Annotated in this window: 21 protein-coding genes and 1 tRNA gene; 6 read left to right on the forward strand and 16 right to left on the reverse strand. The window is 63.5% G+C overall.

Annotation, left to right across the window (positions count from 1 at the left end; translation table 11 throughout):
- Positions 1-84 precede the first annotated feature (84 nt).
- The 4 genes from ACL02S_RS11425 to ACL02S_RS11440 form a co-directional block, all read right to left on the reverse strand.
- Positions 85-549, reverse strand: a complete 465-nt coding sequence (locus tag ACL02S_RS11425) for a DUF5130 domain-containing protein (RefSeq protein WP_412802337.1) — start codon at positions 547-549, stop codon at positions 85-87.
- On the reverse strand, positions 536-814 hold the full coding sequence (ctaJ, locus tag ACL02S_RS11430) for an aa3-type cytochrome oxidase subunit CtaJ (protein WP_412802338.1): 279 nt from the start codon (positions 812-814) through the stop codon (positions 536-538). The genes ACL02S_RS11425 and ctaJ overlap by 14 nt, the downstream gene beginning before the upstream one ends.
- Before the next feature lie 102 nt (positions 815-916).
- Entirely contained in the window at positions 917-2,518 is a 1,602-nt protein-coding gene (locus tag ACL02S_RS11435; protein ID WP_412802479.1) for a glycoside hydrolase family 13 protein, read from the reverse strand.
- 143 nt (positions 2,519-2,661) lie between these two features.
- The gene (locus ACL02S_RS11440; protein ID WP_412802339.1) at positions 2,662-3,066 is read right to left on the reverse strand and encodes a globin; all 405 of its coding nucleotides are present in this window, start codon (positions 3,064-3,066) and stop codon (positions 2,662-2,664) included.
- Between the two features lie 245 nt (positions 3,067-3,311).
- Here ACL02S_RS11440 and ACL02S_RS11445 point away from each other — a divergent pair, with 245 nt between their 5' ends.
- Positions 3,312-4,016, forward strand: a complete 705-nt coding sequence (locus ACL02S_RS11445) for an HNH endonuclease (protein ID WP_412802480.1) — start codon at positions 3,312-3,314, stop codon at positions 4,014-4,016.
- A gap of 4 nt (positions 4,017-4,020) precedes the next feature.
- Here the strand turns inward: ACL02S_RS11445 and ACL02S_RS11450 are convergent, their stop codons facing one another.
- Entirely contained in the window at positions 4,021-4,587 is a 567-nt protein-coding gene (locus tag ACL02S_RS11450) for a helix-turn-helix domain-containing protein (RefSeq protein ID WP_412802340.1), read from the reverse strand.
- A gap of 80 nt (positions 4,588-4,667) precedes the next feature.
- On the opposite strand from ACL02S_RS11450, the gene ACL02S_RS11455 reads away from it, so the two are divergent.
- A complete protein-coding gene (locus ACL02S_RS11455) occupies positions 4,668-5,363 on the forward strand; it encodes an AzlC family ABC transporter permease (protein ID WP_412802341.1) in 696 nt (231 codons plus the stop codon).
- Positions 5,363-5,668, forward strand: coding sequence for an AzlD domain-containing protein (locus ACL02S_RS11460; RefSeq protein ID WP_412802342.1), 306 nt, complete (start codon positions 5,363-5,365; stop codon positions 5,666-5,668). Before ACL02S_RS11455 ends, ACL02S_RS11460 begins: the two co-directional genes overlap by 1 nt.
- Positions 5,669-5,722: 54 nt before the next feature.
- On the opposite strand, the gene ACL02S_RS11465 is transcribed toward ACL02S_RS11460, so the two are convergent.
- The 8 genes from ACL02S_RS11465 to ACL02S_RS11500 all read right to left on the reverse strand — a co-directional run bounded on the left by ACL02S_RS11465 (position 5,723) and on the right by ACL02S_RS11500 (position 17,782).
- Positions 5,723-6,391: a DUF8185 domain-containing protein gene (locus ACL02S_RS11465; RefSeq protein ID WP_412802343.1), complete on the reverse strand. Its 669-nt coding sequence runs from the start codon at positions 6,389-6,391 to the stop codon at positions 5,723-5,725.
- A 60-nt stretch (positions 6,392-6,451) separates the two neighbouring features.
- Positions 6,452-6,916 carry an acyl-CoA thioesterase gene (locus ACL02S_RS11470; RefSeq protein WP_412802344.1) on the reverse strand — a complete coding sequence of 155 codons (465 nt, stop codon included), beginning with the start codon at positions 6,914-6,916 and terminating at the stop codon, positions 6,452-6,454.
- A complete protein-coding gene (locus tag ACL02S_RS11475; RefSeq protein ID WP_412802345.1) occupies positions 6,913-11,841 on the reverse strand; it encodes an NAD-glutamate dehydrogenase in 4,929 nt (1,642 codons plus the stop codon). Before ACL02S_RS11475 ends, ACL02S_RS11470 begins: the two co-directional genes overlap by 4 nt.
- A 373-nt stretch (positions 11,842-12,214) precedes the next feature.
- Positions 12,215-12,346 carry a hypothetical protein gene (locus tag ACL02S_RS11480; protein ID WP_412802346.1) on the reverse strand — a complete coding sequence of 44 codons (132 nt, stop codon included), beginning with the start codon at positions 12,344-12,346 and terminating at the stop codon, positions 12,215-12,217.
- A 35-nt stretch (positions 12,347-12,381) separates the two neighbouring features.
- The gene (gene ettA / locus ACL02S_RS11485; RefSeq protein ID WP_412802347.1) at positions 12,382-14,058 is read right to left on the reverse strand and encodes an energy-dependent translational throttle protein EttA; all 1,677 of its coding nucleotides are present in this window, start codon (positions 14,056-14,058) and stop codon (positions 12,382-12,384) included.
- Between the two features lie 81 nt (positions 14,059-14,139).
- Positions 14,140-14,637: a single-stranded DNA-binding protein gene (locus ACL02S_RS11490; RefSeq protein ID WP_412802348.1), complete on the reverse strand. Its 498-nt coding sequence runs from the start codon at positions 14,635-14,637 to the stop codon at positions 14,140-14,142.
- A 161-nt stretch (positions 14,638-14,798) separates the two neighbouring features.
- A complete protein-coding gene (locus ACL02S_RS11495) occupies positions 14,799-15,758 on the reverse strand; it encodes a threonine/serine dehydratase (protein ID WP_412802349.1) in 960 nt (319 codons plus the stop codon).
- Positions 15,755-17,782 (reverse strand): bifunctional copper resistance protein CopD/cytochrome c oxidase assembly protein, encoded by a 2,028-nt coding sequence (locus ACL02S_RS11500; RefSeq protein WP_412802350.1) that lies wholly within the window; start codon positions 17,780-17,782, stop codon positions 15,755-15,757. Before ACL02S_RS11500 ends, ACL02S_RS11495 begins: the two co-directional genes overlap by 4 nt.
- 137 nt (positions 17,783-17,919) lie before the next feature.
- Between ACL02S_RS11500 and ACL02S_RS11505 the strand changes: the two genes are divergently transcribed.
- Together ACL02S_RS11505 and ACL02S_RS11510 are read left to right on the forward strand one after the other, a co-directional pair.
- A tRNA-Arg gene (locus ACL02S_RS11505) sits at positions 17,920-17,996 on the forward strand.
- A 219-nt stretch (positions 17,997-18,215) separates the two neighbouring features.
- Positions 18,216-19,034: a class II glutamine amidotransferase gene (locus ACL02S_RS11510; RefSeq protein ID WP_412802351.1), complete on the forward strand. Its 819-nt coding sequence runs from the start codon at positions 18,216-18,218 to the stop codon at positions 19,032-19,034.
- Positions 19,035-19,080: 46 nt separating this feature from the next.
- On the opposite strand, the gene ectB is transcribed toward ACL02S_RS11510, so the two are convergent.
- From ectB to ACL02S_RS11525, 3 genes are all read right to left on the reverse strand, one after another.
- On the reverse strand, positions 19,081-20,337 hold the full coding sequence (gene ectB, locus ACL02S_RS11515) for a diaminobutyrate--2-oxoglutarate transaminase (RefSeq protein WP_412802352.1): 1,257 nt from the start codon (positions 20,335-20,337) through the stop codon (positions 19,081-19,083).
- Positions 20,338-20,978: 641 nt separating this feature from the next.
- On the reverse strand, positions 20,979-21,656 hold the full coding sequence (locus ACL02S_RS11520; RefSeq protein WP_412802353.1) for a DUF4389 domain-containing protein: 678 nt from the start codon (positions 21,654-21,656) through the stop codon (positions 20,979-20,981).
- Between the two features lie 242 nt (positions 21,657-21,898).
- The gene (locus tag ACL02S_RS11525) at positions 21,899-22,219 is read right to left on the reverse strand and encodes a hypothetical protein (RefSeq protein ID WP_412802354.1); all 321 of its coding nucleotides are present in this window, start codon (positions 22,217-22,219) and stop codon (positions 21,899-21,901) included.
- Between the two features lie 388 nt (positions 22,220-22,607).
- Between ACL02S_RS11525 and ACL02S_RS11530 the strand changes: the two genes are divergently transcribed.
- On the forward strand, positions 22,608-23,141 hold the full coding sequence (locus tag ACL02S_RS11530; RefSeq protein WP_412802355.1) for a DUF4254 domain-containing protein: 534 nt from the start codon (positions 22,608-22,610) through the stop codon (positions 23,139-23,141).
- Positions 23,142-23,318 lie beyond the last annotated feature (177 nt).

Below are 23,318 nucleotides of genomic sequence, written 5' to 3' on the forward strand. Positions count from 1 at the left end.
CCACCCTCTTCGAAGAGGACGGCCGCGCCGGTTCGGCAGTACCGCGGGCCGCGTACCGGAGGCAGGCGCACCCGCTGCGAAAAACTAGCGCCCGATCGCCGCGGCCATCACCCGGACCGCGGAGACCAGTCCGTCGATCAGCTGACCCTGCCGGAACGAGCTCAGCGCGGCGGTGACGCCGAGCTGGCAGACACGATCGTTCGCGCGGTCGGCGACCTCCCGGCCCGAACGCACCTCGATCGCCTTCTGGTTGGGCGAAACGGCGATGAGTACCGAACGCTCCGCCTCCGGCGTGTCGGGGAAGAGCTCATCCGCGCCAGCGGCCGGATCCCCACCCAGATCGCCGATGTAGACGTTGAAACGCACCTTGGTCGCGCGCGTCGCCTCGGTGAGCACATTGTCCATCGCGAGCCGTTCGTCATCGTTGAACGGCGCTTCCTTGAACACATCGCCCGCCTCGTGCACACCGGAGACACGCCCGCTGCTCATGAGCGCGTATCCGTGCGGCAACTCGGCCTCGACCACCGCGGGCCACTTAGAACTTGCCACTTGCCCGTCCTCCGATCAGCTCCACCGCGGTGGACTCGATTGCCGCATGCTGCCCGTGCGGCGCCTCTGCGATGTGGTGACCCGAGATGGTCACCTCGTCGGTGGCACTCCACAGCACCGGCGACTGGGTCCACTTCTGCCCGAGGGCGAAGTGCACCGGCTTTTCACCAGGTAGTGGCTTACCGAGAAACGACAATCCGGCGATCACGCCGTAGATCACCAGCGGGATGCCGACGAAGATCAGCACTGTCTCGAGAATGCTCACGGATCAACGGTAGACGATCGTCTGTAGTAGTTCCGCGCCCGGTCGGATCAGTAGCCGGTCCGCGGCGGCCACGACCACCGGCGAACCAGGTTTTCCAGCCGGTCAGACCAACCATGCCGCCGCGTTCGGTGGCAGCTCGCGTCCTCGCACCGGTGCGCTGGCCAGCAGCACATCCCCTGGCGGCAGCTGGATGGGTGCGGCAGCGGCATTGAGCACGCAGACCAGCCCCCCTCGGCGTCGGAAATGGAGGCTGTCCGGCGCGGCCGCGCACCACTCGATCCGATCACCCGCGAACTCCGGGCGCAGCGCGCGCAGCTCCAGCGCCGTGCGGTACAGCGAAAGGGTCGAGTCGGCGTCCTCCAGTTGCGCCTCGACAGTCGACTCCACCCACTCCGGTGGAATCGGCAGCCAAGGCGTGGCCGTGCTGAACCCGAACGGCGGCACGGCACCCTGCCACGGCAGCGGCACCCGGCAGCCATCGCGCCCACGCCGGGTGTGACCGGAACGCTCCCATACCGGGTCCTGCAGCACCTCGTCGGGCAGATCGTCCACATTCGGCAACCCCAGCTCGGCACCGTTGTAGATGAACACCGTGCCGGGCAAAGCCAGCTCCAGCAGAATCATCGCCCTTGCCCGCGCGACACCCACCGCGCCACCGCCGTAGCGGGTGACCTCACGATCGATGTCATGGTTGGACAACGTCCAGGTAGGTACAGCGGAGACCGGCATAACGGCGGCGAGCGAGTTGTCGATCGCCGCGCGCACCGCCTCGGCGCTGAACGCGGCCTCGGCTAGGCGGAAGTTGAACGCCAGATGTAGTTCGTCAGGACGTACGTACTCACCGAAGCGAGTGTTGTCGTGCACCCACACTTCCCCGATGGTCACCGCGTCCGGATACTCCGCGACCACCTTGCGAATCCGGCGGTGGATCTCGTGCACGGCGGGATTGTTGAATCTCGGATCGCTGTCATCATGTTCGAGCAGCGCCGAGACCGCGAGCTCCGGCATATCCGGCAGGCCCTCCGGCTTGGCCATACCGTGGGCGACATCGAGCCGGAATCCGTCGACGCCGCGGTCGAGCCAGAACCTCAGCGTCTGCTCGAAATCGGCGACCACCTCTTGGTTCGTCCAGTTCAGATCGGGTTGCTCAGGAGCGAAGAGGTGCAGATACCACTGGCCGGGCCTGCCATCGGGTTCGGTGACCCTGGTCCAGGCCGGTCCCCCGAAGATACTCGGCCAATTGTTGGGTGGCCGGGCACCGTCGGGCCCGCGGCCGTCGCGGAAGATGTACCGATCGCGTTCCGGGCTGCCAGGGGCCGCCCGCAATGCCGCGCGGAACCACGAATGCTGATCACTGGTGTGGTTGGGCACCAGATCCATCGTGACCTTGATCTGCCTGGTATGCGCTTCGGCGATCAGTGCGTCCAGCGCGGGGAGACCACCGAAGAGCTGATCGATATCGCGCGGATCGGCGACGTCGTAACCACCGTCGGCCATCGGGGAACGCATGACCGGGCAGATCCACAGCGCATCGACACCGAGCAGTTCGAGGTAACCGAGTTTGTCCCGGACACCCCCGAGATCACCGATCCCGTCACCGTCCGAATCCGCGAAGGATCTCGGATAGACCTGGTAGAACACGGCCGACCGCCACCAGGGTTGAGTGAGATCTGTCACAAGAGCCACCTCCGGTGCGTCAGTCACATCAGCCACATCCACCTCCGTCGTGGTGCCGAAAATCAACGAGGTGGGCCGCTGGGCACACGACTTCTCCCAGCGAGTCCGCCATCAACGCACTTCGCCCGGCATCCGCACCGAGCAGGCGAACCCCACCTGTGAACACACTGTCAGAAAGGAGCGTTCATCAACGAGTTCGCCGCCATCTCCAGGTAATCGAGCAACGCCTTGCGGCGCTCGTCGTCGAGGACCTCCGGCGCTATCTCGGCGACCGCGATGCGCATGCACCGCAACCACGCATCGCGCTCGACGGGGCCGATGGTGAACGGCATATGCCGCATACGCAGGCGCGGATGGCCCCGTTCGGCGGAGTAGGTACGCGGACCACCCCAGTACTGCTCGAGGAACATCCGCAAGCGGCGCTCGGCTGGGCCGAGATCTTCCTCTGGATAGAGCGGACGCAACACCTCGTCGGCCGCCACCTCGCGATAGAACGTCGCGACGATCCGATGGAACGTCTCCGCCCCACCGACCGCCTCGTAGAACGACGTAGCTGTCTGCTCACCCGAAGTCATAGACCTTCTCGGCCCCTCTCGATTCGCCGAATGCGCCACTGTCCATTGTGCCCGCGCCATCGCCCCGCTATCCCTCGGCTGCCGCTCAGCGTCCGAAATATCGCAGCTGGATGGTTTTTCAGCCACAGTTAACCGGACATTGTTGAAAATCACCGTGCAATGCTCGACATTCCATGGTCAACTGGGTGACAGTCTCTGCTCCGCAGATACCACATGATCCTGCCAATCATGAAATCGAGGTCGAGATGAAGCAGCGACACACCGCCCGATCACACGAGGCGCGTGCGCATCGACAACTCCAGCCCGCCGATGTCCACAATCGTGGGTCGGGGGCTACTCCGCTGCATCTCTTGTCCGAACATCATCCTGGCGGGCATCGTGGTCGTCACGAACACGGTCCCTGCCCCACGGCACCACCCACCGCGGGCACGCATTTGCTCAAGACCAGGGTGCTGCTGCTGAACGCCACCTATGAGCCGCTCACCGCGCTCTCAGCGCGCCGCGCGATCGTCCTGCTCGTCTGCGATAAGGCCGATACCGTTCATCAGAACACCGAGGGACCCGTCGTGCACTCCGCCGAGACCTCGGTCGCCATTCCTTCGGTGATCCGCCTGCGCAACTACGTCCATGTGCCGTACCGAGCCAGGGTGCCGATGACCCGCGCCGCCCTCATGCACCGGGACCGCTATCGCTGCGGATACTGCGGCGGTAAGGCCGAGACCATCGATCACGTCATCCCGCGCAGCCGGGGCGGGGAGCATTCCTGGGAAAACTGCGTCGCCAGCTGCGCACCGTGCAACCATCGCAAGGCCGATAAGCTACTCAGCGAGCTGGGTTGGACGCTGCGTTCCCCGCTGGTATCGCCGAAGGGCCCGCACTGGCGCCTGTTGTCGGCCACCACGGAACTCGACCCGACATGGTTGCAATACCTCGGCGAAGGCGCGGCCTGATCGTTCAGGTGTACTCGATCACCAGCATGGCCCAGGTCGGTGTGGTCAAGGCCTCGAACACGTGTGGCCGATCGCCCGGGTAAGCGATGTAATCACCGGGGTGCAGCTCGACGGGTGCGCCGACCGGACCTACCAGCGCTCGCCCCTCAGCGAGCAGCACATGTTCGACAACCCCGCTGATGTGCGGGTCCGATCTGCGCGCATGCCCAGGTTCGGCGGTGATCCGGAACAAATCGCGGCGAGAATTTCCCGGACCAGCGGCCAGCAGCGTGGCCCGGTACTCCGATTGCTCGGCAGCCACCACCGGGCCCTCGCCCGCCCGGATCACGTGCACATTCGGGCGCGGTGGGTCCAACAGCCGGGAGAACGGCAGCTCCAGCGCTACGCACAGCGCCCACAGCGTTTCCAAGCTCGGATTGCCTGACCCTGATTCCAGTTGCGACAACGTGGACTTCGCGATACCCGCGCGATTGGCAACTTCGCTCAAAGACAGTCCGGCGCGCGTACGCTCTCTGCGCAGCGCGGCGGCGATCACTTCCTGGGGTGTTGTCGTCGCGTCCCGCTCCGTCATTGCCACTCCTGTCGCATCGAAGGCCGCCCAACAGGAAACCATATTGACGAATCACCCCAACTCTGTTCACTATAAGAAACATGAGTTCGATATGGCGAACACTCGATCGGAGTGTGCTGTCGGGCATCGTGGCCGTCTGCCTCGCCGTGTCGGTGATCGGGATCTCCTACGGTGCGACCGCGGTGGGTGCGGGTTTCCCTTTCTGGCTGCCGATCCTCCTCGGATGTGTAGTGCTCGCCGGAAGCTCGGAGTTCTTGTTTCTCGGCATTGTCGCCGCGGGCGGCAGCCCGATCGCGGCGGTGCTGGCGGGTCTGCTGGTCAATGCCAGACATCTGCCGTACGGGCTTTCGGTACCAGAAGTGGTCGGGAGCGGCTGGTGGCGACCGCTCGGGGTGCATCTGATGAACGATGAGTCGGTCGCGCTGGCCATCGCCCAGCCCGACGCACGGCGTATGCGGGCAGCCTATTGGGTTACCGGGCTGGGGGTGCTGCTCGCTTGGCCGAGCGGCGCGGCGATCGGAGCATTGCTCGGGGCGGTGGTCACCGACACCGCGGCGCTCGGACTGGACGCGGTGTTTCCCGCGGTGCTGCTCGCGCTGGTGCTGCCTGCCCTGCGTGATCGAAAAACTCGCACTGCCGCAGGCGCAGGCACCGCCATCGCAGTGGCCTGCGCACCATTCCTCCCCATTGGAATGCCAGTTCTGCTCGCTCTCTCCGGGGTTCTCTTGGTAGCACGCGAGCACCCCGGTCCTTCCCGCCCGAAAGGAGCACAATAATGCTGGCCGGAGCGTTGGCGCTCGCCGCGGGAACCTATGCCTTCCGGTGGGCTGGACCCGCGCTGCGCAACCGGATTCGCCCTCCGGACCGCATAACGCGATTACTGGATATCAGCGCTACCGTGCTGCTCACCGCACTGGTCGCGGTGACAACCCTGCCGTTGGGCACCGAAAGTCTCGGATTCGCGGTACCCGCAGGTGTTCTCGTCGGCGGAGTACTCGCCTGGAAGCAATTCCCCATTCTGGTGGTGATTCTCGCTGCCGCCGCGACCACAGCGCTGGTCCGGGTGGTCGGTTTCTCCTGATCAGGGTGAACCCGTTCGCGGCAACGAACCCGGCGCCTCCTCGGCGCGACGGGCTCACTGTGGTAGCAGCGGGATCGCACCGGTGCGGCGACGAGCGACCGAACCATAGCGGGCATCCAACCGCACCCATGTTCGCGTGGCGCGGACCCGAACGATTTCGGTGGGTGCGATATGACGCGGATCTGTCTTCTGCCCGGAATGCGGGATGAAATCCATGGCCGTGAGCGCGAAGACCACCCGTAGCGGTACCGGTACCTGGATGTCCGTGCCGGTCACGGTCAGCACGGGTTGATCGAGCAGTGCGGCAGGCGGGCCGTGACTGCTGCCGTGTTCCTTCGCCAGCCGCACACCTCGCTCGGCGAGCTCGACCAAAGTACGCGCAGGCACATTGTCGACATGCGCGAAGCCGTCCACAGGAGGTAAGGCTCCCCGCCAAGCGGAATCCATCGAATACCCGAGGTCGATCGGGCTGCCACCGGTCAACCCGGCCGACACCAGATCGGCGCCGACGGTCACATCATCGATACTGAGCTCGCCGGCTACGGTGCGTACCGCCAGCGCTTCGAAACCGGTCGCCACCCAGCCGGAAACCAAATGCTCCCCCCGGCGACGCAGACGCACCACCGCTGCTGGATCCAGTCGAACGGCCCTGGCCAGAAAAGTCGCGAGATTCTCCCGCTCGGCCGGATCCGGCACGCGCAGCACTCTTTGCTCGCCAGACACTACTGCTCTCCTAGCACAGTCGACTCCGCCGGCAACACTCCCCCGATCCCCGAAGACCGCTCACTCCATCCACTCGGATAAGTATGCCCGCTCGTCGTCGGTGAGCCGCCGCGCCCGCTGGCCCATCATGTCGAACGCAGCCATCCGCGTGGACGCGGTCACCGCGGGCGGTGAGCCGAGCTCGGCACCCGCCCCATGCACCTCGAAACCGATGGTGAAGTCGATCGCACGCAGCTGCTCGACCCACATGGCTATATCCAGTGGCGTGTCCTCATGCCGTAATTGGCTGGTGTAGTGAACGCGGAGTTCGGTGAGCGCGCAGCCCATACGCAGCACCGCGGTCGGACGATTGTCCTCGAACAACCACAGGTTCCGCGCCTCCTCCAGCAATGCCACCATCCGGGCGTGATTGACATGCTGGAACGCGTCTATATCCGACCACCTGATACTCACCTTGGTGTGGAAACGCTTGGGCAGCGCGGAACTACCCCGCCTCTTCCCCTGATCATCCGCCGAGCGCGTCATCGTGGTACCTCCGATTGAGCCCCCACTCCGCTGACCATGCTTCGCACTTGCCGAGCCGCCACAGACAGCGTAGCGAGATCGTGGGTCCCGGACTCGAACAATTCCGATAACGCCGCCCTGGCGCGGCCGAGACGGGACTGATTCTTCGACTCCCAGTATGCGATCTTCTCATCCGCCGTCTCCTCGGGATCACCGCCGGAGAGCACATCGAGAGTCAACGAACGCAGCGACCCGTACATGTCATCGCGCAGCGCCAGCCGCGCCAGCGAGTGCCAGCGGTCGCCTCGTTCGAGGTGGCTGACTACCTGCAACAGCCAATCGATCTTGAGGTGATCATTGAGTGCGTAATACAACAAGCCGACCTCGTCCCCGTCCCGGTCGGTGATATCGGCGATATCCACGACGTCGAGCAGCGGAAACAACGTGAGCAAGCCGAAGACCTCGGTGGCCAGATCGGTCGGCGCGCCTCGCGCGATAAGTTCTGCGGACTGGTCGGTGAGGGTGGACACATGGTGCCCACGCAGCCACCCCGGCACCTTAGGGGCGAGTTCGCGCACACCGTCGCGGTATCGGTTGATCTCCGCGCCGACTGCGATCGGCTGCGGCCGATTGCTCAACAACCATCGGGACGCCCGGTCCAGCGTCCGTTTGGTCTCCAGCTCGAGCAAGTCCCGCACCGAGGTAGGCGCGTCGGATGCCCGGATTCGTCTCCATATCCCCGGCAGGTCGAAAATCGCACTGGCCGCCGCGAAAGCGCGCACGGCATCGGTGGTGGTGGCGCCGATCTCTTCGCGCAATCGGTGCGCGTAGGTAATGCCCGCGTGGTCCACCATCTCGTTGATGATCATGGTGGTGACGATCTCCCTGCGCAGCCGGTGCCGCTTGATCGCAGCACCGAAGCGGTTACGCAGCGGTTCCGGGAAGTAGTCGGGTAGCCGAGCGGCGAAATACTGACTGTCGGGCAGATCGGAGTCGAGCAGATCGGCCTTGAGCGACAGTTTCACATGCGCCATCAGATTGGCCAGTTCCGGCGAGGCCAGTCCTGACCCCTCCTCCAGCCTGCGCGCCATGTCCTGGTCGGAGGGCAATGCCTCCAGCTCACGGTCCAGACCGCGACGCTGCTCCAGATCGTCGATGAGCCGCATCTGCACATTGAGCATGTACGGTGCCTCGGTACGTGAGATACCCATGAGAAGGTTCTGCGCCACATTGTCCTGCAGAACCATCCGCGCGACCTCATCGGTCATCGAGGCCAGCAACGGATTACGCTCGGCAACCGCGAGCTCACCACTGGAAACCACCGCATCCAGCAAAATCTTGATATTCACCTCATGGTCGGAACAATCCACCCCCGCCGAATTATCCAACGCATCGGTATTCATCCGACCACCACGACGACAGAACTCGATCCGCCCCAACGGCGTCACCCCCAGATTCCCCCCTTCACCGATCACCCCGACCCGCAACTGATCGGCATCCACCCGCACCACATCATTGGACTTGTCCCCCACCTCCGCATTGCTCTCGGTACTCGCCTTGACATACGTACCGATACCACCGTTCCACAACAAATCCACCGGGGCGAGCAGAATCGCACGCACCAATTCCGGCGGCGACAAAGAATCGACCTCGTTTGCCAGCCCCAGCGCCACCCTGACCTGCGGGCTGATCGGCACCGCCTTCACAGTGCGGTCGTAGACACCACCTCCCGCACTCAACAACGAACGATCATAATCAGCCCACGACGAACGCGATAAACCGAACAACCGCTGCCGCTCCCGAAACGACCGCCCCGCATCAGGATCCGGATCCAAAAAAATATGCCGATGATCGAACGCCGCCACCAACCGAATATGCTCCGACAACAACATCCCATTACCGAAAACATCACCACTCATATCCCCGACACCCACCACCGTAAAATCCTGTGTCTGCGTATCCACATCCCGCTCCCGAAAATGACGCCGCACACTCTCCCACGCCCCCCGCGCCGTAATCCCCATCACCTTATGGTCATACCCCGCCGAACCACCCGACGCGAACGCATCCCCCAACCAGAACCCATACCCCGCCGCCACCTCATTAGCCACATCCGAAAACGTCGCCGTCCCCTTATCCGCCGCCACCACCAAATACGGATCATCACCATCCCGCCGTACCACCCGGTCAGGTGGCAACACCACCCCGCTCACCCGATCCACATTATCCGTCACATCCAACAACCCCGACACAAACGTCCGATAACACGCCACCCCCTCCACCCCCAATGCCTGCCGATCCACCACCACATCCCCCGTCATCACCGGCGGCCGCTTCACCACAAAACCACCCTTCGCCCCCACCGGCACAATCACCGCGTTCTTCACCGCCTGCGCCTTCACCAATCCCAAAATCTCCGTCCGAAAATCCTCCAACCGATCCGACCACCGCAACCCACCACGCGCCACCGCACCAAAACGTAAATGCACACCCTCCACCCGCGGCGAATACACAAAAATCTCGAACAACGGACGTGGCCGCGGTAATTCCACCACCCCCCGCGGATCCAACTTCACCGAAACATGCCCACGCCCCACCCCCGCACCATCCACCACATAATAATTAGTACGCAACGTCGCCTCGACCAAGCCCAGAATCGCACGCAGAATACGATCCACATCCAAACTGACGACCTCATCTATTCGCTCGCGCAGCTCGAGCTCCACCTCGGCTGCGCGCTCAGGGCGGCAAGCGTCGGGATCGAAACGCGCCGCGAACAGGTCGAGGAACAATCGTGCGATATCCGGATAGGTGAGCAGTACCCGGCAGATATTGGCCTGGCTGTACGGGAAACCGGCCTGCTGCAGATATTTCGCATAAGTCCGCAGAATCACGACCGCTCGCCACGGCAGCATAGCGCGCAACACCAGTTCGTTGAGCCCGTCTGCTTCGGCACGGCCGTACCACATCGCCTCGAACGCTTCCATGAATCGCTCACGCAGACCACCTGGCCGGGTCTCCGGCATCGCGGCATGTGGGGAAGGCTCGAGCAGCTCCGCATCCAGATCCTGGTCCAATGAATTACGGAGCAGTTCAGGACGAACCAGCAGACCGAAGTCGTAGATCCACCGCTCGGCACCGCCTGCTGTTATTCCCGGGTCGATCCGGTAAGGGCGCTCATCCACCACCTCGACACCAAGGCTCTGCAGGACCGGGAGAACCTGACTCAGCGAGATACCGCCGCCGCCGATGTAAAGGGTGAATCGCCACGACCCCGGCTCCGAATCCACCTTGCGGTAGAGGTACTGGTCTATACCGCCATCGCATAGCCGCTGCAACCGCACGATGTCCGCGAGTGCGCGAGCGGCGGAGAAATCCTGCTTGTAGCCTTCCGGAAAGGCATGCGAGTACCGGTGGACCACGGCTGGGTCGAGCACAGCCGATACGTTGGCCTCGTCGTTCAGGTAGTCATCCCAGGTGCGGCTCGCCGCGGCGAGCAGATTCTGCAAGCGCAGCCGGTTGGGCTCGGAAGTCACCGCCGACGGTATGCTACGCACAGTGCCAGCCTCCACCTCCGGCATATGCACCGTGAAATACACCCGGGCCAAGTCGCTTTCGCCCACTCGCGCGGAGTAGTCGATGGCGACACCCCCCAATTCACGAACCAGGATATCCTGCATCTCCAGCCGCACCCGGGTGGTGTATCGGTCCCTGGGCAGATAGACCAGACACGCGATATAGCGACCGTAAGTGTCCGACCGCAAGAACAGGCGCACTTGGCGGCGCAAGCTCACATTGAGCACAGCGGCAGCGGTACGGCGCAGCGTCTCGGCATCGGAGGAGAACAGCTCGGTGCGCGGAAAGGACTGGATGACCTCCAGCATCGCCTGGCCGGAGAACGAACCCAGATCGAACCCGCCCTCCTCGATCGCCGTCCGCACCCGACGTTCGATCACCGGGATATCCAGTACGTTCTCGTGTACCGCCGTGACAGTGAAGGCGCCGACGAACAGATGCTCGCCGATGATCGTTCCGGTCTCGTCGAAGTCGGTGATCTCGACGAAGTAGGGATACACCGAGCGATGCACAGTGGCGGGAACCAGGCCCTGGGTCAGGGTGAGCAGTGGCCGGTCGCCGCCATGGACCGGGACCTGGAAATCGGTACCGACATCGGAGCGCAGCACACCGAGGCAGGTATCGGGCAGTACCGTGGGCTGCTGCTCGCCTCGCTCCGCACTCAACCGGTACCGGGCGTAACCGAGAAGGGTGAAGTTTCCGCGTGCCAGCCAGCGCAACAGGTTGGCGGTGTCGATCAGATCTATCGCGGAGAACCGTGCTACCCCGGATTGCGCGGCCGCTTCCAGGTCGCCCGCCACCGCGCGCTGCACCGCCCGGATGGCCTCGGTGTCATCGGCCACTTGACGTACGTCGGCCACCACATCCGGCATAGCCACCTCGACCTGGGCCAACAGCGCAGGGCTGGTCGAGGGATGTAGCTGCACATGCATCCAGGACTCACGCAACCCGGCCGCACCGGTGCCATCCACCTCGTGCGCGGCGACATGCGTCAGCCGCCCCTGCGTGTCCCGTTCGACCTCGAAGATCGGGTGGATGATCTCGCTGACACTGACACCGAGCCTGCTGAGTAACGCACTGGCCGATTCGACCAGCAGTGGCATATCGTCGGTGACGATCTGTACCGCGGCACCGATCCCGGCCCCGTCGTCCGGATGGTATACCCGCACCAGCGCGCGGCCGGGGAGGCGGGTGACCGCCAATTCCATGTGTAAGCGGAAGATCTGAGTGATGCCGGTGATCGCACAGTCCACATCGCCCGCGTCGACGTGGCGGAAATATGCTTCCTCGAGCATCGCGAGTTCGCCGCGCAGGGACTGCGGCACACTCGCGGCCCACGCCGCACTGGACAATTCGGACGAGACGGTCATTTTCGCCAACTCCCTAGGATATCGGTTCCGCAACAAAGCGACGCTGGTTCGACAGTAACCCCGTGCCGAAGACACGTGGGCCAATTCCCTTCCGATACCAGAGTTTTCACCATGCCCCTGGCGTTCACCGCCCGAGTTCGGAGAGCGAACAGATGGTTTCGACGCAGTACCGGATCGGACCTACGGAATGTCAGGTGAGCGTTGAGAGCCGTATCCACCGCGACAGCGATACCGCACCGGGACCTCTGGGCAGCTCGGTCACTGCGCATACGGTCATAGCGCTACTGCACCGACGACCACAGTCATGGACAGCTCGATCTGCGCCTGCGCACTCACAACTCCACCCTAGCGAGCTACGGGCTGGTAGGTGTCACTACCGTTCCGGATTGTCGACAACAGTTCGCGGCGCGGCGACCCGACCGGTGCCGATGAGAATTCCCGATATCACCCGTGCGGCGGACAGCGCCACCGCGCGGCGGGCGCTCCGGCGGGTGGGTGCGGGCACCGGTAGGTACCCCGCCCGCCCGCCGGAGCGGGAAATCAGTCGCGGGTCAGCTTGCGGTGCGTGACCCGGTGCGGGCGGGCCGCCTCCGGACCGAGACGCTCGACCTTATTGGCCTCGTACGCCTCGAAATTGCCTTCGAACCAGAACCATTTGGCCTCATTGTCGGAGTCACCCTCCCACGCGAGGATGTGGGTGCAGGTGCGATCGAGGAACCAGCGATCGTGCGAGATGACAACAGCGCAGCCGGGGAACTTCTCCAGAGCATTCTCCAGCGAGCCGAGGGTCTCCACGTCGAGATCGTTGGTCGGCTCGTCGAGCAGGATCAGGTTACCGCCCTGTTTGAGAGTCATTGCCAGGTTCAGGCGGTTGCGCTCACCGCCGGAGAGCACGCCCGCGGGTTTCTGCTGATCCGGCCCCTTGAAACCGAACGCGCTCACATAGGCACGTGAGGGCATTTCCTGCTGGCCGACCTCGATGTAATCCAAACCATCGGAGACCACCTGCCATACGGTCTTCTTCGGGTCGATACCCGCGCGGTTCTGGTCGACATAGCTCAAGCTGACCGTCTCACCGATCTTCACCTCACCGCTATCGGGCTGCTCGAGTCCGACGATGGTCTTGAACAGCGTGGTCTTGCCGACCCCGTTGGGCCCGATAACGCCGACAATGCCATTGCGCGGCAAGGTGAACGACAGGTCCTTGATCAGCTGGCGGTCGCCGAAGCCTTTGTCCAGGTGCTCGACTTCCACCACCACATTGCCCAGACGCGGGCCCGCGGGAATCTGGATTTCCTCGAAATCCAGCTTCCGCATCTTCTCGGCCTCGGCCGCCATCTCCTCGTACCGGCCGAGCCTGGCCTTGTTCTTGGCCTGCCTGGCCTTGGCACCGGAACGCACCCAGGCCAGTTCTTCCTTGAGCCGCTTCTGCAGCTTCTGGTCCTTCTTGCCCTGCACCTCGAGGCGCTCGGCCTTCTTCTCCAGGTACGTGGAGTAGTTGCCCTCGTAGGGGTAGGCGCGACCACGATCCAGCTCGAGAATCCACTGCGCGACGTTGTCCAGGAAGTACCGGTCGTGTGTGACCGCGAGCACCGCACCCTGGTACTGCGCCAGATGCTGTTCGAGCCAGTTCACGCTCTCCGCATCAAGATGGTTGGTCGGCTCGTCGAGCAGGAGCAGGTCGGGCTTGCTCAGCAGCAGCTTGCACAGCGCGACCCGACGGCGCTCACCCCCGGAGAGCTTGGTGACCGGCTCGTCCGGCGGTGGGCACCGCAGCGCGTCCATCGCCTGCTCGAGCTGGGAATCGAGATCCCAGGCATCGGCATGGTCCAAGTCCTCCTGCAGCTTGCCCATCTCCTCCATGAGCTCATCGGAGTAATCGGTCGCCATCAGCTCGGCGATCTCGTTGAAGCGGTCGAGCTTTACTTTGATCTCCCCGAGACCCTCTTCGACATTGCCTCGGACGGTCTTTTCCTCATTGAGCGGGGGCTCCTGCTGCAGGATGCCGACCGTGGCATCGGCGGCCAGGAACGCGTCACCGTTGTTCGGCTGGTCCAATCCGGCCATGATTCTCAGCACGCTGGATTTACCCGCGCCGTTCGGGCCGACGACACCGATCTTGGCGCCGGGAAGGAAGTTCAAGGTGACATCGTCGAGCACGACTTTGTCACCGTGCGCCTTGCGAACCTTCTTCATCTGATAAATGAACTCAGCCATAAGTGTGCAGCCTATCGGTGTGGGAAAAGGAGAGACGAAGCAGCGCTACCACTGCCGCCTGGAAGAAAACCGGTCGTACGCTCAGGTGCCGACCGGCTCCGGTGCGCTACCACTGCCCGATATCGAACCGGTGGCCATGCCCGCCGCGCCGGTCGGGTCCTCGCCAGGTACTCCACCTGCGGCGCTCGCCCCCACCGCGGTATTCCGTGGCGCCGCGGCAGACCAGCGCCGCACCTGCGCGGCGCAGCGAGACAAGTCAGGACCGACCGTGATAGCGCGCATCTCCAGATCCCGGCGCTCCACGCCATCCTTGCTCCGGTACTCGTGCGAGCGCAACCGGCCATAGGCGATGACCGGGTCGCCACGGTGCAATGACGCATCGACACCCGCCACCAACCTGCGCCAGCAACTGATCGTGAGATACAGGGTGCCGTTGTCCACCCACTGTCCCGACGTGTGATCCAGTCTTCGGGAATTACTCGCCAACCGGAACGTGACCACCTGCTCGCCATTGGCCAGGTCCCGCTTGACCGGATGTGTAGCAATCGTTCCTATTACGGTCGCGTTCGCCTCGTACATGATGACGCCCCTTCACGATCGGATTCAGGCCTGCCCGCAATTCGTTCCCCGCAGGAAGGACCTCTCCAGAGTGCGCTGAATCGGGCCGGATCCAGGGGCACGATCCAGCAATGTGCACAACTTTCCATTATGTGAATACCAAACTTTTCGATTCCTTCGGATCAGGACAGCGATACCTCGGTATTGGCACCACACAGCACGACGACGGGACGCTCCTCCGGCGCCGGGACATACACACCACTATGGATCGCCGCCAGTGCCACGGCACCGGCAGGCTCGACCAGGATGCGGAACTCACGCCACAGATACTCCCGCGCCGCACCGATCGCGTCGTCACTCACCAGTAACGACCGCACATCGTAGCGACGAGCGAGACCGAAAGCGATATCGCTGATTCTGCTCGGACCCAGCGAATACATGGCGTGGGTCTGACCGGCGACATCCACCGGGCGGTCTGCCTCCAGTGCCGCCAGGAGCAGGGCGGCGCCTTCTGGCTCGATACCGATCACCTGCTGACGGCGCCCGACCGCGGCCGCGATCCCGGCGATCAAACCGCCGCCCCCTACCGCGGCCAGCACGGGTGGTCGACCACGCACCTGCTCTTCGAGTTCCAGGCCGATCACGCCGGCTCCGGTGATCACAGCGGGGAGATCATGGGCATTCAGCAACATCGCGCCACGCGCGGCGGCGTGATCGCTCGCATGCCTCAGCGCTTCCGCGTAGGTGGTTCCGTGCCAGAGCACTTCGGCGCCGTGCGCCCACATCGCGGCGACCTTGGTGTGCGGCGCTGTCTCTGGCACCACTACGGTGCATGTTTTACCGAGGCGCGCGGCGGCGAGCGCGGTGGCGATACCCGTGTTCCCGCCGGAGGCGATCACGACCTCGTCGACTCCGTTCCCCCACTCCAGCAGCGCGTTCAAGCTGCCACGCACGGTGAACGTCCCACCGTGCTGGAGATATTCGAGCTTCATCGTCACCGGCACCGGACCGGACGGACTGGAAACGGAGGTATGGAAGACCGGTGTCTTGCGGATCTGCCCGGCTGTCCGCCTGCGCGCACCGCGCACGTCCGAGCGCTCCACCGGCGTATGCCGGGGGACCGTAGTGACGCGTTCACTCACTTACGCAGTTCTCCATCCCGCTTGGCCAGTTCGGCGAACATCGCGTTGTGCGCGGCGAGGGCGGCGTCGTGGTCACGATCGGCGGCTCGATCGGTGCGCTTCGCCAGCCGCTCGTCGCTGCGCGACCACTGGACCAGCAACGCCACCATCACCACGACCAGGGGAATCTCACCACTTGCCCAGGCCAGACTGCTGCCGTTGCGTTGATCGCCGAGCAGATCGCTGTTCCAATCCAAGCCGAGGCCGCGATAGAACCAGCCGCCGAGCACTGTGGTCATGCTCATCAGCGTGATACCGAAGAACGCGTGGAACGGTAGCGAGCCGAAAACCATGGCCAGCTTGGTCAGCGGCTCCACCTGCCGCGGTTTGGGGTCGATGCCGATCACCACCCAGTAGAACAGGTATCCGCTGAGCAGGAAATGCATATTCATGAACAGATGGGCCGCATGCGAATCGGCGTAGGTGTCGAAAATACCGCCCAGGTACAACGCGTAGAAACCGGCGACAAAGATCACCGAGGCCACGATGGGGTTGGTCAGGAAGCGCGATACCGGGTTGTGCACCGCGGCAAGCAGCCACTCCCTCGGCCCTGGTACGTCACGGCCTGCGGGCGGCAGCGCGCGCAATGCCAATGTCACCGCCCCTCCCAGTGCGAGCAGGATCGGCACCAGCATCGACAGCGCCATATGCGCTCCCATGTGCACGCTAAACATCGCGGGCGAGTACCGGCCGACCCCGGACGATGTCGTGAACAGCAGCACCGCGCAGCCGGACAACCAAGCGATCGTCCGTCCCACCGGCCACGCGTCTCCCCGCGCCCGCAACCTGCGCACCCCGAGCAGATACAGCACCGCGAGCACGATCGCCACCGTGCCGAAAAGCAGATCGAACCGCCAGTCGAACAACAACCGCGCGAATGTCGGAGGCCCCGCCAGGTTGTAGCCGAGTTCCACCTCGGTGACCGTCGGGATCGATAACGGCGGTGGCGGTGGCGTGCGCCCGAGCCCGACCGCGAGCCCAGCGGTCGCGGCGAAGAGCATCACCTCGACACCCGCGAACCGAACCAGCGCCGACCGATTCTTCGGATCCGCCATAAGCGCGGGCAATGCGGCACGGCGCTGGAAATAGCCGCACACACCCAGCACCATGAGCGCGGCGACTTTAGCCAGCACTACCCTGCCGTAGGTACTGGTGAACAGCTCGCCTGGCGGCACACGGACCCAGGAATTGATCACACCGCTGACCGCGATCACAACGAACGCGATCACCGCGATCCGGGAGAAACGGCGAACCGCCACATCGGTGTACGCACCACCACGTATCGCGTGTGCCAGCACGGCGAACAGACCACCGACCCAGACCGCGAAAGCGACCAAGTGCAGGATCAGGCTGTTGGTCGCGACATCATGCGACCCGCCGGAGGAGGAATGGCCGGTCAATGCCAGCGGCATCATCGTGAGAATCGAGGCCCACAACAGCACCGGTGTCCAGCCCCAGCGCAATGCCAGCCTGCATCCCACCGCGACGATCAGGGCGAAGAGCACGGTGATACGCCAAGCGCCTGCCTGCTCGATCTGATCTATCGCCCGCCACAGACCGGGACGCAATGTGTCTCCCACCGGCTGACCAGTGGTATCCGATACGGTCAACGGCACGAGCAACGCCGCGCAACACGCCCAGACCAGCGCGAAATTCGACGCACGGCGCAGTGCGCGGTATCCACCGATATCGAGCAGACCATTCCGTTGCGGCGGCACCAGAAACGAAGCGAACAGCAGCGAACCGACAGTCAGCGCCGCCGACAGATCGGCCAGCGCCCGCACCGCGGGCAGGCCGTAGGTGGTCGGCATGCCTGGGTCCGGAATACCGAGGAGAGTCAATGCCTCCGCCGCTGAGAACCCGACCACCAGCGCCGCGACTACGGCCGCGATCGCGCCTGCCACCACGGTGATCGCCGCGAACGACGCCCTGGGCCGAGCGGCCTCTGCTTCGGGGGCGACGGACGGGACCTGGGCTAACGACATACGACTGAGCGTAGTTCGGGAAGTATTCCGTAGCCCGGTCGGGTTTAGGCCGATAGTCTGAGTGCCCGGTATCCGGACAGCCGTTATACTTTCCCAGCTGGACAGCATGGCCGATATCGGTCATGGTGGAACCCGCTGCCTCCGTAGCTCAGTTGGATAGAGCAAGGGCCTTCTAATCCCTAGGTCGCAGGTTCGATTCCTGCCGGGGGCGCCACACACTGGTGACCAGTTCCGAACTGGTCACCAGTGGGGTTACCCCTCGAGGACAAAGCTCACACCCGATCACACGCCACATTCGATACAAGCTTCCTATCGCCGGTCCAGTACAGCAGCAGCCCCGGTCTGCTCCTTCGAGGCGAAGTACAGCGCAACAGTCATCGAGTTCGGACCGAACCGGTGATCGTTCTGCTTCAATCGATGTATGTGCAGGTGGATGGCCTACTCCGGGGAACCCATCCTGGCCGGTGATCTTTTGTTCCGGCCACGACATTCGCTGATCGACCAGAGCTTGCACTCGACCCTGGGCGAGACGACCACGAACGGTGACGGCTTCGGGATCGGCTGGTACGGCGAAGGCCCTCGGCCCGCGCTGTTCAAAAACATCGAACCCGCGTGGAACGACCGAAACCTACGGGAAATCGCGAGCCAGGTACGAACACCGCTGTTCTTCGCGCATGTACGCGCCTCGACCGGGACCGAGGTGCAGCGCAGCAATTGCCACCCGTTCCGGCACGACCGGTGGTTGTGGATGCACAACGGCGGGCTTCGTAGTTTCCGGACCGTCAAGCGAGATCTGATGACAGCGATCGACCCGGTCCTGTTCGCCGATATCGAGGGTTCGACGGACTCGGAATTACTGTTCTTCCTGGCGCTGACGTTCGGCCTCGACGACGACCCGCTCGGCGCGGTCGCCCGCGCGGTCGGCCTGGTCGAAGCGATCAGCCGCGCACATGACATTCCCGCCCCGGTACAGATGACTGTCGCCACGACTGACGGCGAGTGCATGTGGTTCTTCCGTTATTCCAGTCAGCGGCAGACCCGATCGCTGTTCTATTCCACCGACAGTTCGGCGCTGTGCGCACTACATCCGGATATCGAGGATGCCGATCACCTGAACGAAGAAATCCGATTCGTGGTCTCCGAGCCACTCGGCGATCTTCCGGGGGACTGGACCGAAGTGCCCGAATCATCAGGTGGTGTCGTCTGCCCCGGTAGAAGCGAAATCCTCCCCTTCGAGCCGGTCTTACCTTGAGCTGGTCAGGGGAGTTCCACGGCCGGAGAGGCGCTGTGTGCGTACTTCAGCCGCACACCGCCTCGATCGCGCCGGCGAGCAGCTCGACACCACGATCGATCTCCGCGTCGGTGGCGATCAGTGGTGGCATCAGCTTGACCACCTCGTCGACCGAACCAGAGGTCTCGACGAGCAAACCACGGTCGAACGCGGCGCGGCCGACCTTCTCCGCATGCGATCTATCGGCGAAGGCGACGCCATGCATCAGACCGCGCCCGCGGGTGGTGATGCCGGGGAACGCCGCGGCCAGTTCGCTCAGCGCTCGGCCGAGCCGCTCCCCCTTCGCCAGTGTGGCGCGCTCCAGCGCGGGATCGGACCAATAGTGCTCCAGCGCGACACGCGCGGTGACGAAAGCTGGATTATTACCTCGGAAAGTCCCGTTGTGCTCGCCAGGCGACCACTGATCCAGCTCGGGCTTGAACAGCACCAACGCCATCGGCAGACCGTAGCCACCGATTGATTTGGACAGTGTGACGATATCCGGGACGATGCCGGCGATCTCGAAGGAGAAAAACGGTCCGGTCCGGCCACAGCCCATCTGCACGTCGTCGACTATCAACAGGATGCCGCGCGCGGAGCACAGCTCGGCCAGCCCGCGCAGCCATTCCGCACGTGCGACGTTGACGCCCCCTTCACCCTGCACCGTCTCCACAATCACCGCGGCTGGCCGGTCTACTCCGGAGGACGGATCGTCGAGCACGCGGCGCATCCAGAGCAGGTCGTCGGCAACACCGAGATATCCGTCGTAGGGCATCGGCATGGCGTGCCCGAGCGGTACTCCCGCGCCTGCCCGTTTAGCCGTGTTCCCGGTAACCGAGAGAGCACCGAGCGACATGCCGTGGAAGGCATTGGTAAAGCTCAGCACGGTCTGCCGCCCGGTGACTTTTCGGGCGAGTTTCAATGCGGCCTCGACGGCATTCGTGCCGGTCGGCCCAGGAAACTGAACCTTGTAGTCCAGTCCGCGCGGGTCGAGGACGATATCGCGCAGGGATTCCAACAGACCCCGCTTGGCCACGGTGGACATATCGAGCCCGTGAGTGATGCCATCCCTGATGATGTAGTCCAGCAACGCCCGTTTGAGCACAGGGTTGTTGTGACCGTAGTTGAGCGAACCCGCCCCCGCGAAAAAATCCAGATACTCTCTGCCGTTCTCGTCTCGCAACCACGCTCCGCTCGCGGTATCGAAGACGGCAGGCCAGCAGCGACAATACCCACGCACATTCGATTCGAGTGCCTCGAAAACAGTCATCTCAGCGACGGTCATCGGCCATCCTTACTCGTGGTGCACAGGCTCCGAACATCTGAAGCGATAGTGTTTCTAACACCGGGAGCCGCATGCTGTCGCGTTTTTCCCAAAACTGCGCGGAATCCCCATCAGCCCAGGCCTGCGAAGCCGGCGCCGCATACGCGGCATACCGAACAACTCGGCCATCGGGAAACGATTCCGCGACACCGCCCGCTATCCAGCTCCGCTAGGCGCTGGATAGCGGAGCCCATGGCGCTATCAGTACGCCGCCTGCCGTGACACGCTCGTCCCTGTACTGAATTGCTCATGATGCCGATCGACTGCCGTATCGCGAAGATCCGCGGCATCCGCGTGCGCCATCGCTGCGACAAAGATCTTATAGCGCAGCGGTGTTCATGATTTCCGGGATCCGCACCCAACGGAGATATCGATTACTCTTTCGCCAGTGCGGTTTTGCGGGATCGCGCGCACCGAGGTCCAGCCGATGTTCATGCCGCCCCCGGCGGACTCGACACGGACGCGGCGGCGGGAAGATCGCCCGCGTCCGGGATATCACTGCCGCCCTGATCGAGTGGCAGCATCGAAAGACTTTGTGAACAAACGCTTGTGGTGACCCAGCGCACCCCGGCCCGATGCGCCACGCGGGACGGCGCCTGCCGTCAGTCTGCTTCGCGGGCTCCCTGGTCGAGCCGGAAGGGCGGATATTCGTCCCGCATCAGCCCCGCGTACGCCTGCACCCGGATGAACCAGCGGTTGATGCCCATCACGAAATCGTAGATACCGCGCGGATAGCGCGCCGTGAACAACAACACGAGCACCGCGATGATCAGCAGGATGCTGCCCAGCGGGATCGAGGCACCAGCCAAGTCCTCACTATCGCTCATTCCTATCGAGACACCCCCGCCCGTCATCGCGGCCACTATCGCATAGTGCGGGATGGCCAGCAGCCACCACTTCACCAAGACCAGACCGCGGTGCAATGTCTCCGGGCGGTCGATCTCCAGATCGGCCGGGTAGTCCGCGTCCGACCGGAGACTGAACGGCGGATATTTGTCGGTACCGAGCACGAACAGGGAGTAGAAGACAACCCGCCAGCTCCAGCGCATCACGCCGACATTGAACTCGAACACCGCTCGCGGGTACTTACCGGTGATCAAGATCGCGAAGAACGCGATGACCGTGAGAACCAGATAGGCGATGTGCAAGAAGAACAGCACAATGTAGTGCGGAATAGCCAATAGCCACTTGATCAACCACATCCATCGAGACAGCGCGGGGTCGAGATCACCACGTACACGAATCGGGGTGGCTGACACGACAGGCTTTTCCGGTTCCATGAGCGACGCTCCTTCCGGTTGCTCACACCTCACCGCAACCAGCACGGTATGCCCTGATTGTCGCGTATCAGGCTGCCCAGGAACGGCACTATCCGATACCGACACGCCAACAGATCGGGTACGCAGGCTACTGCGCACCCGAATATCGAAACCCGCACCGGAACCTTCGATTCGGGTACAGCACCGGGAGACCCGAAGTCGTTCGGACCCGCCCGTTCCGGGCAGCTACCCGGTCCGGACGATCAGGTCGGTCCGCTCGACTGTGCCGAATAGAGACTGACCTCGCCGTCTTCACTGAGGAATGCATTGACCAGCATGGTTCTGGTCGCCAACAGCTCGTCCGCATCCGGCACGATGGTGGTGATCGAGATCTGCGGTATGACCGCCCAGTTGACCACATACCGCTCCGGTGGACCGTCGTCATCGGACAGCCGGGCAAGACGGAAGACCGAGACAGCCTTGCGGACGATGAGAGTGCGTACGACATCCGCGATTCGCTCGGGGTCTTCCAACGCGAACAGGAAGCCGAATGTCAGCTCAGGCGATGACACATAGGCAGGCACGAATACCGAGGTTAATCGATCGGATGGGCACACGCAGCACCAGTCCCGATATGGTTGCCACTCATGTGCCAAGCCATTAATGAGTGCGTATCGGAACGCGGTAACGGGTGACCGATCTGTAACGGAACATAACAATTTCCCGGCAGCTTTACTATCTGCACACCGCGCTATTGCGCCGATTCGGATACCGCGCTTTCCTGAAAGTGTCTCAATTTCTCGGACCCGTCTTCTCGTGCATCAGCGAGAATTTCCCGGCGCCGCCGACGCAACGGTGGGCTATGGGATAGCATTCGGGTGCGGGACTACGCTGGGCCGTGGGGCGCTCCTCCCCTCCGATCCCCTCGACCTCGGCGTAGCCAAAATTCTGATTGTGTCGCAGAGGTATGCCATGCCAACCGAATACGCGCAAAGCAGCTTGACGGCTGAAGAGCTGCCACCACCGGCCGCACTGCTTCACGCATTTCGCGAACCGGATACTGCCGAACAGCAGCGCCACCGCGTACTGCACGCCGCGCGCAGGCTCGTCGAATGCCATGAACAGCGAGGTCGGGCGCTCGAACGGCTACACGCCCCCGGAGCCTGCAGCACGCATGTCGCGGCGTACAGTCAATTGCTGGAGGACATCGATGGCAGGCGCGCCGAATGGGTCGGATACATCGACTCGTGGGTGACCACCAACGTAGAGCATCGAGCGGGGGCCTCGGTGCATACCGAGACGCTCGGTGCGGTCATCGATCGGATAGCGGCGAAGTGGGTTGCCGCCCAACGATCTTTGACCGACAACAAAAAAGAGCAGCCCCATCCGGCACAGGGGGACGGGGAAGCTCACCTGCATTGGACCAGGCTCGCCGAACTGATCGACGGCTATCAGGATCTGATCACCGACGTCATCGAACACCGGCGGCGGCTGCCAGTGTGGTAATCGCCCCGACGCGCCCGCCCCCTGGCGCCATGGCGACCTCTTGGTTCAACTCGATCGCACCGGCGATCCACGCGCCGATCTCCTGGTCGGCTCGGTGGTATCGCCGGTGCGGTTGTCGGCGACACCACCGGTGTGCCCAGCGCTGGAAGATGTCAATTATTAAATTATTCTCTCGAC

The organism is Nocardia spongicola (assembly GCF_047200775.1).
GTDB lineage: Bacteria > Actinomycetota > Actinomycetes > Mycobacteriales > Mycobacteriaceae > Nocardia.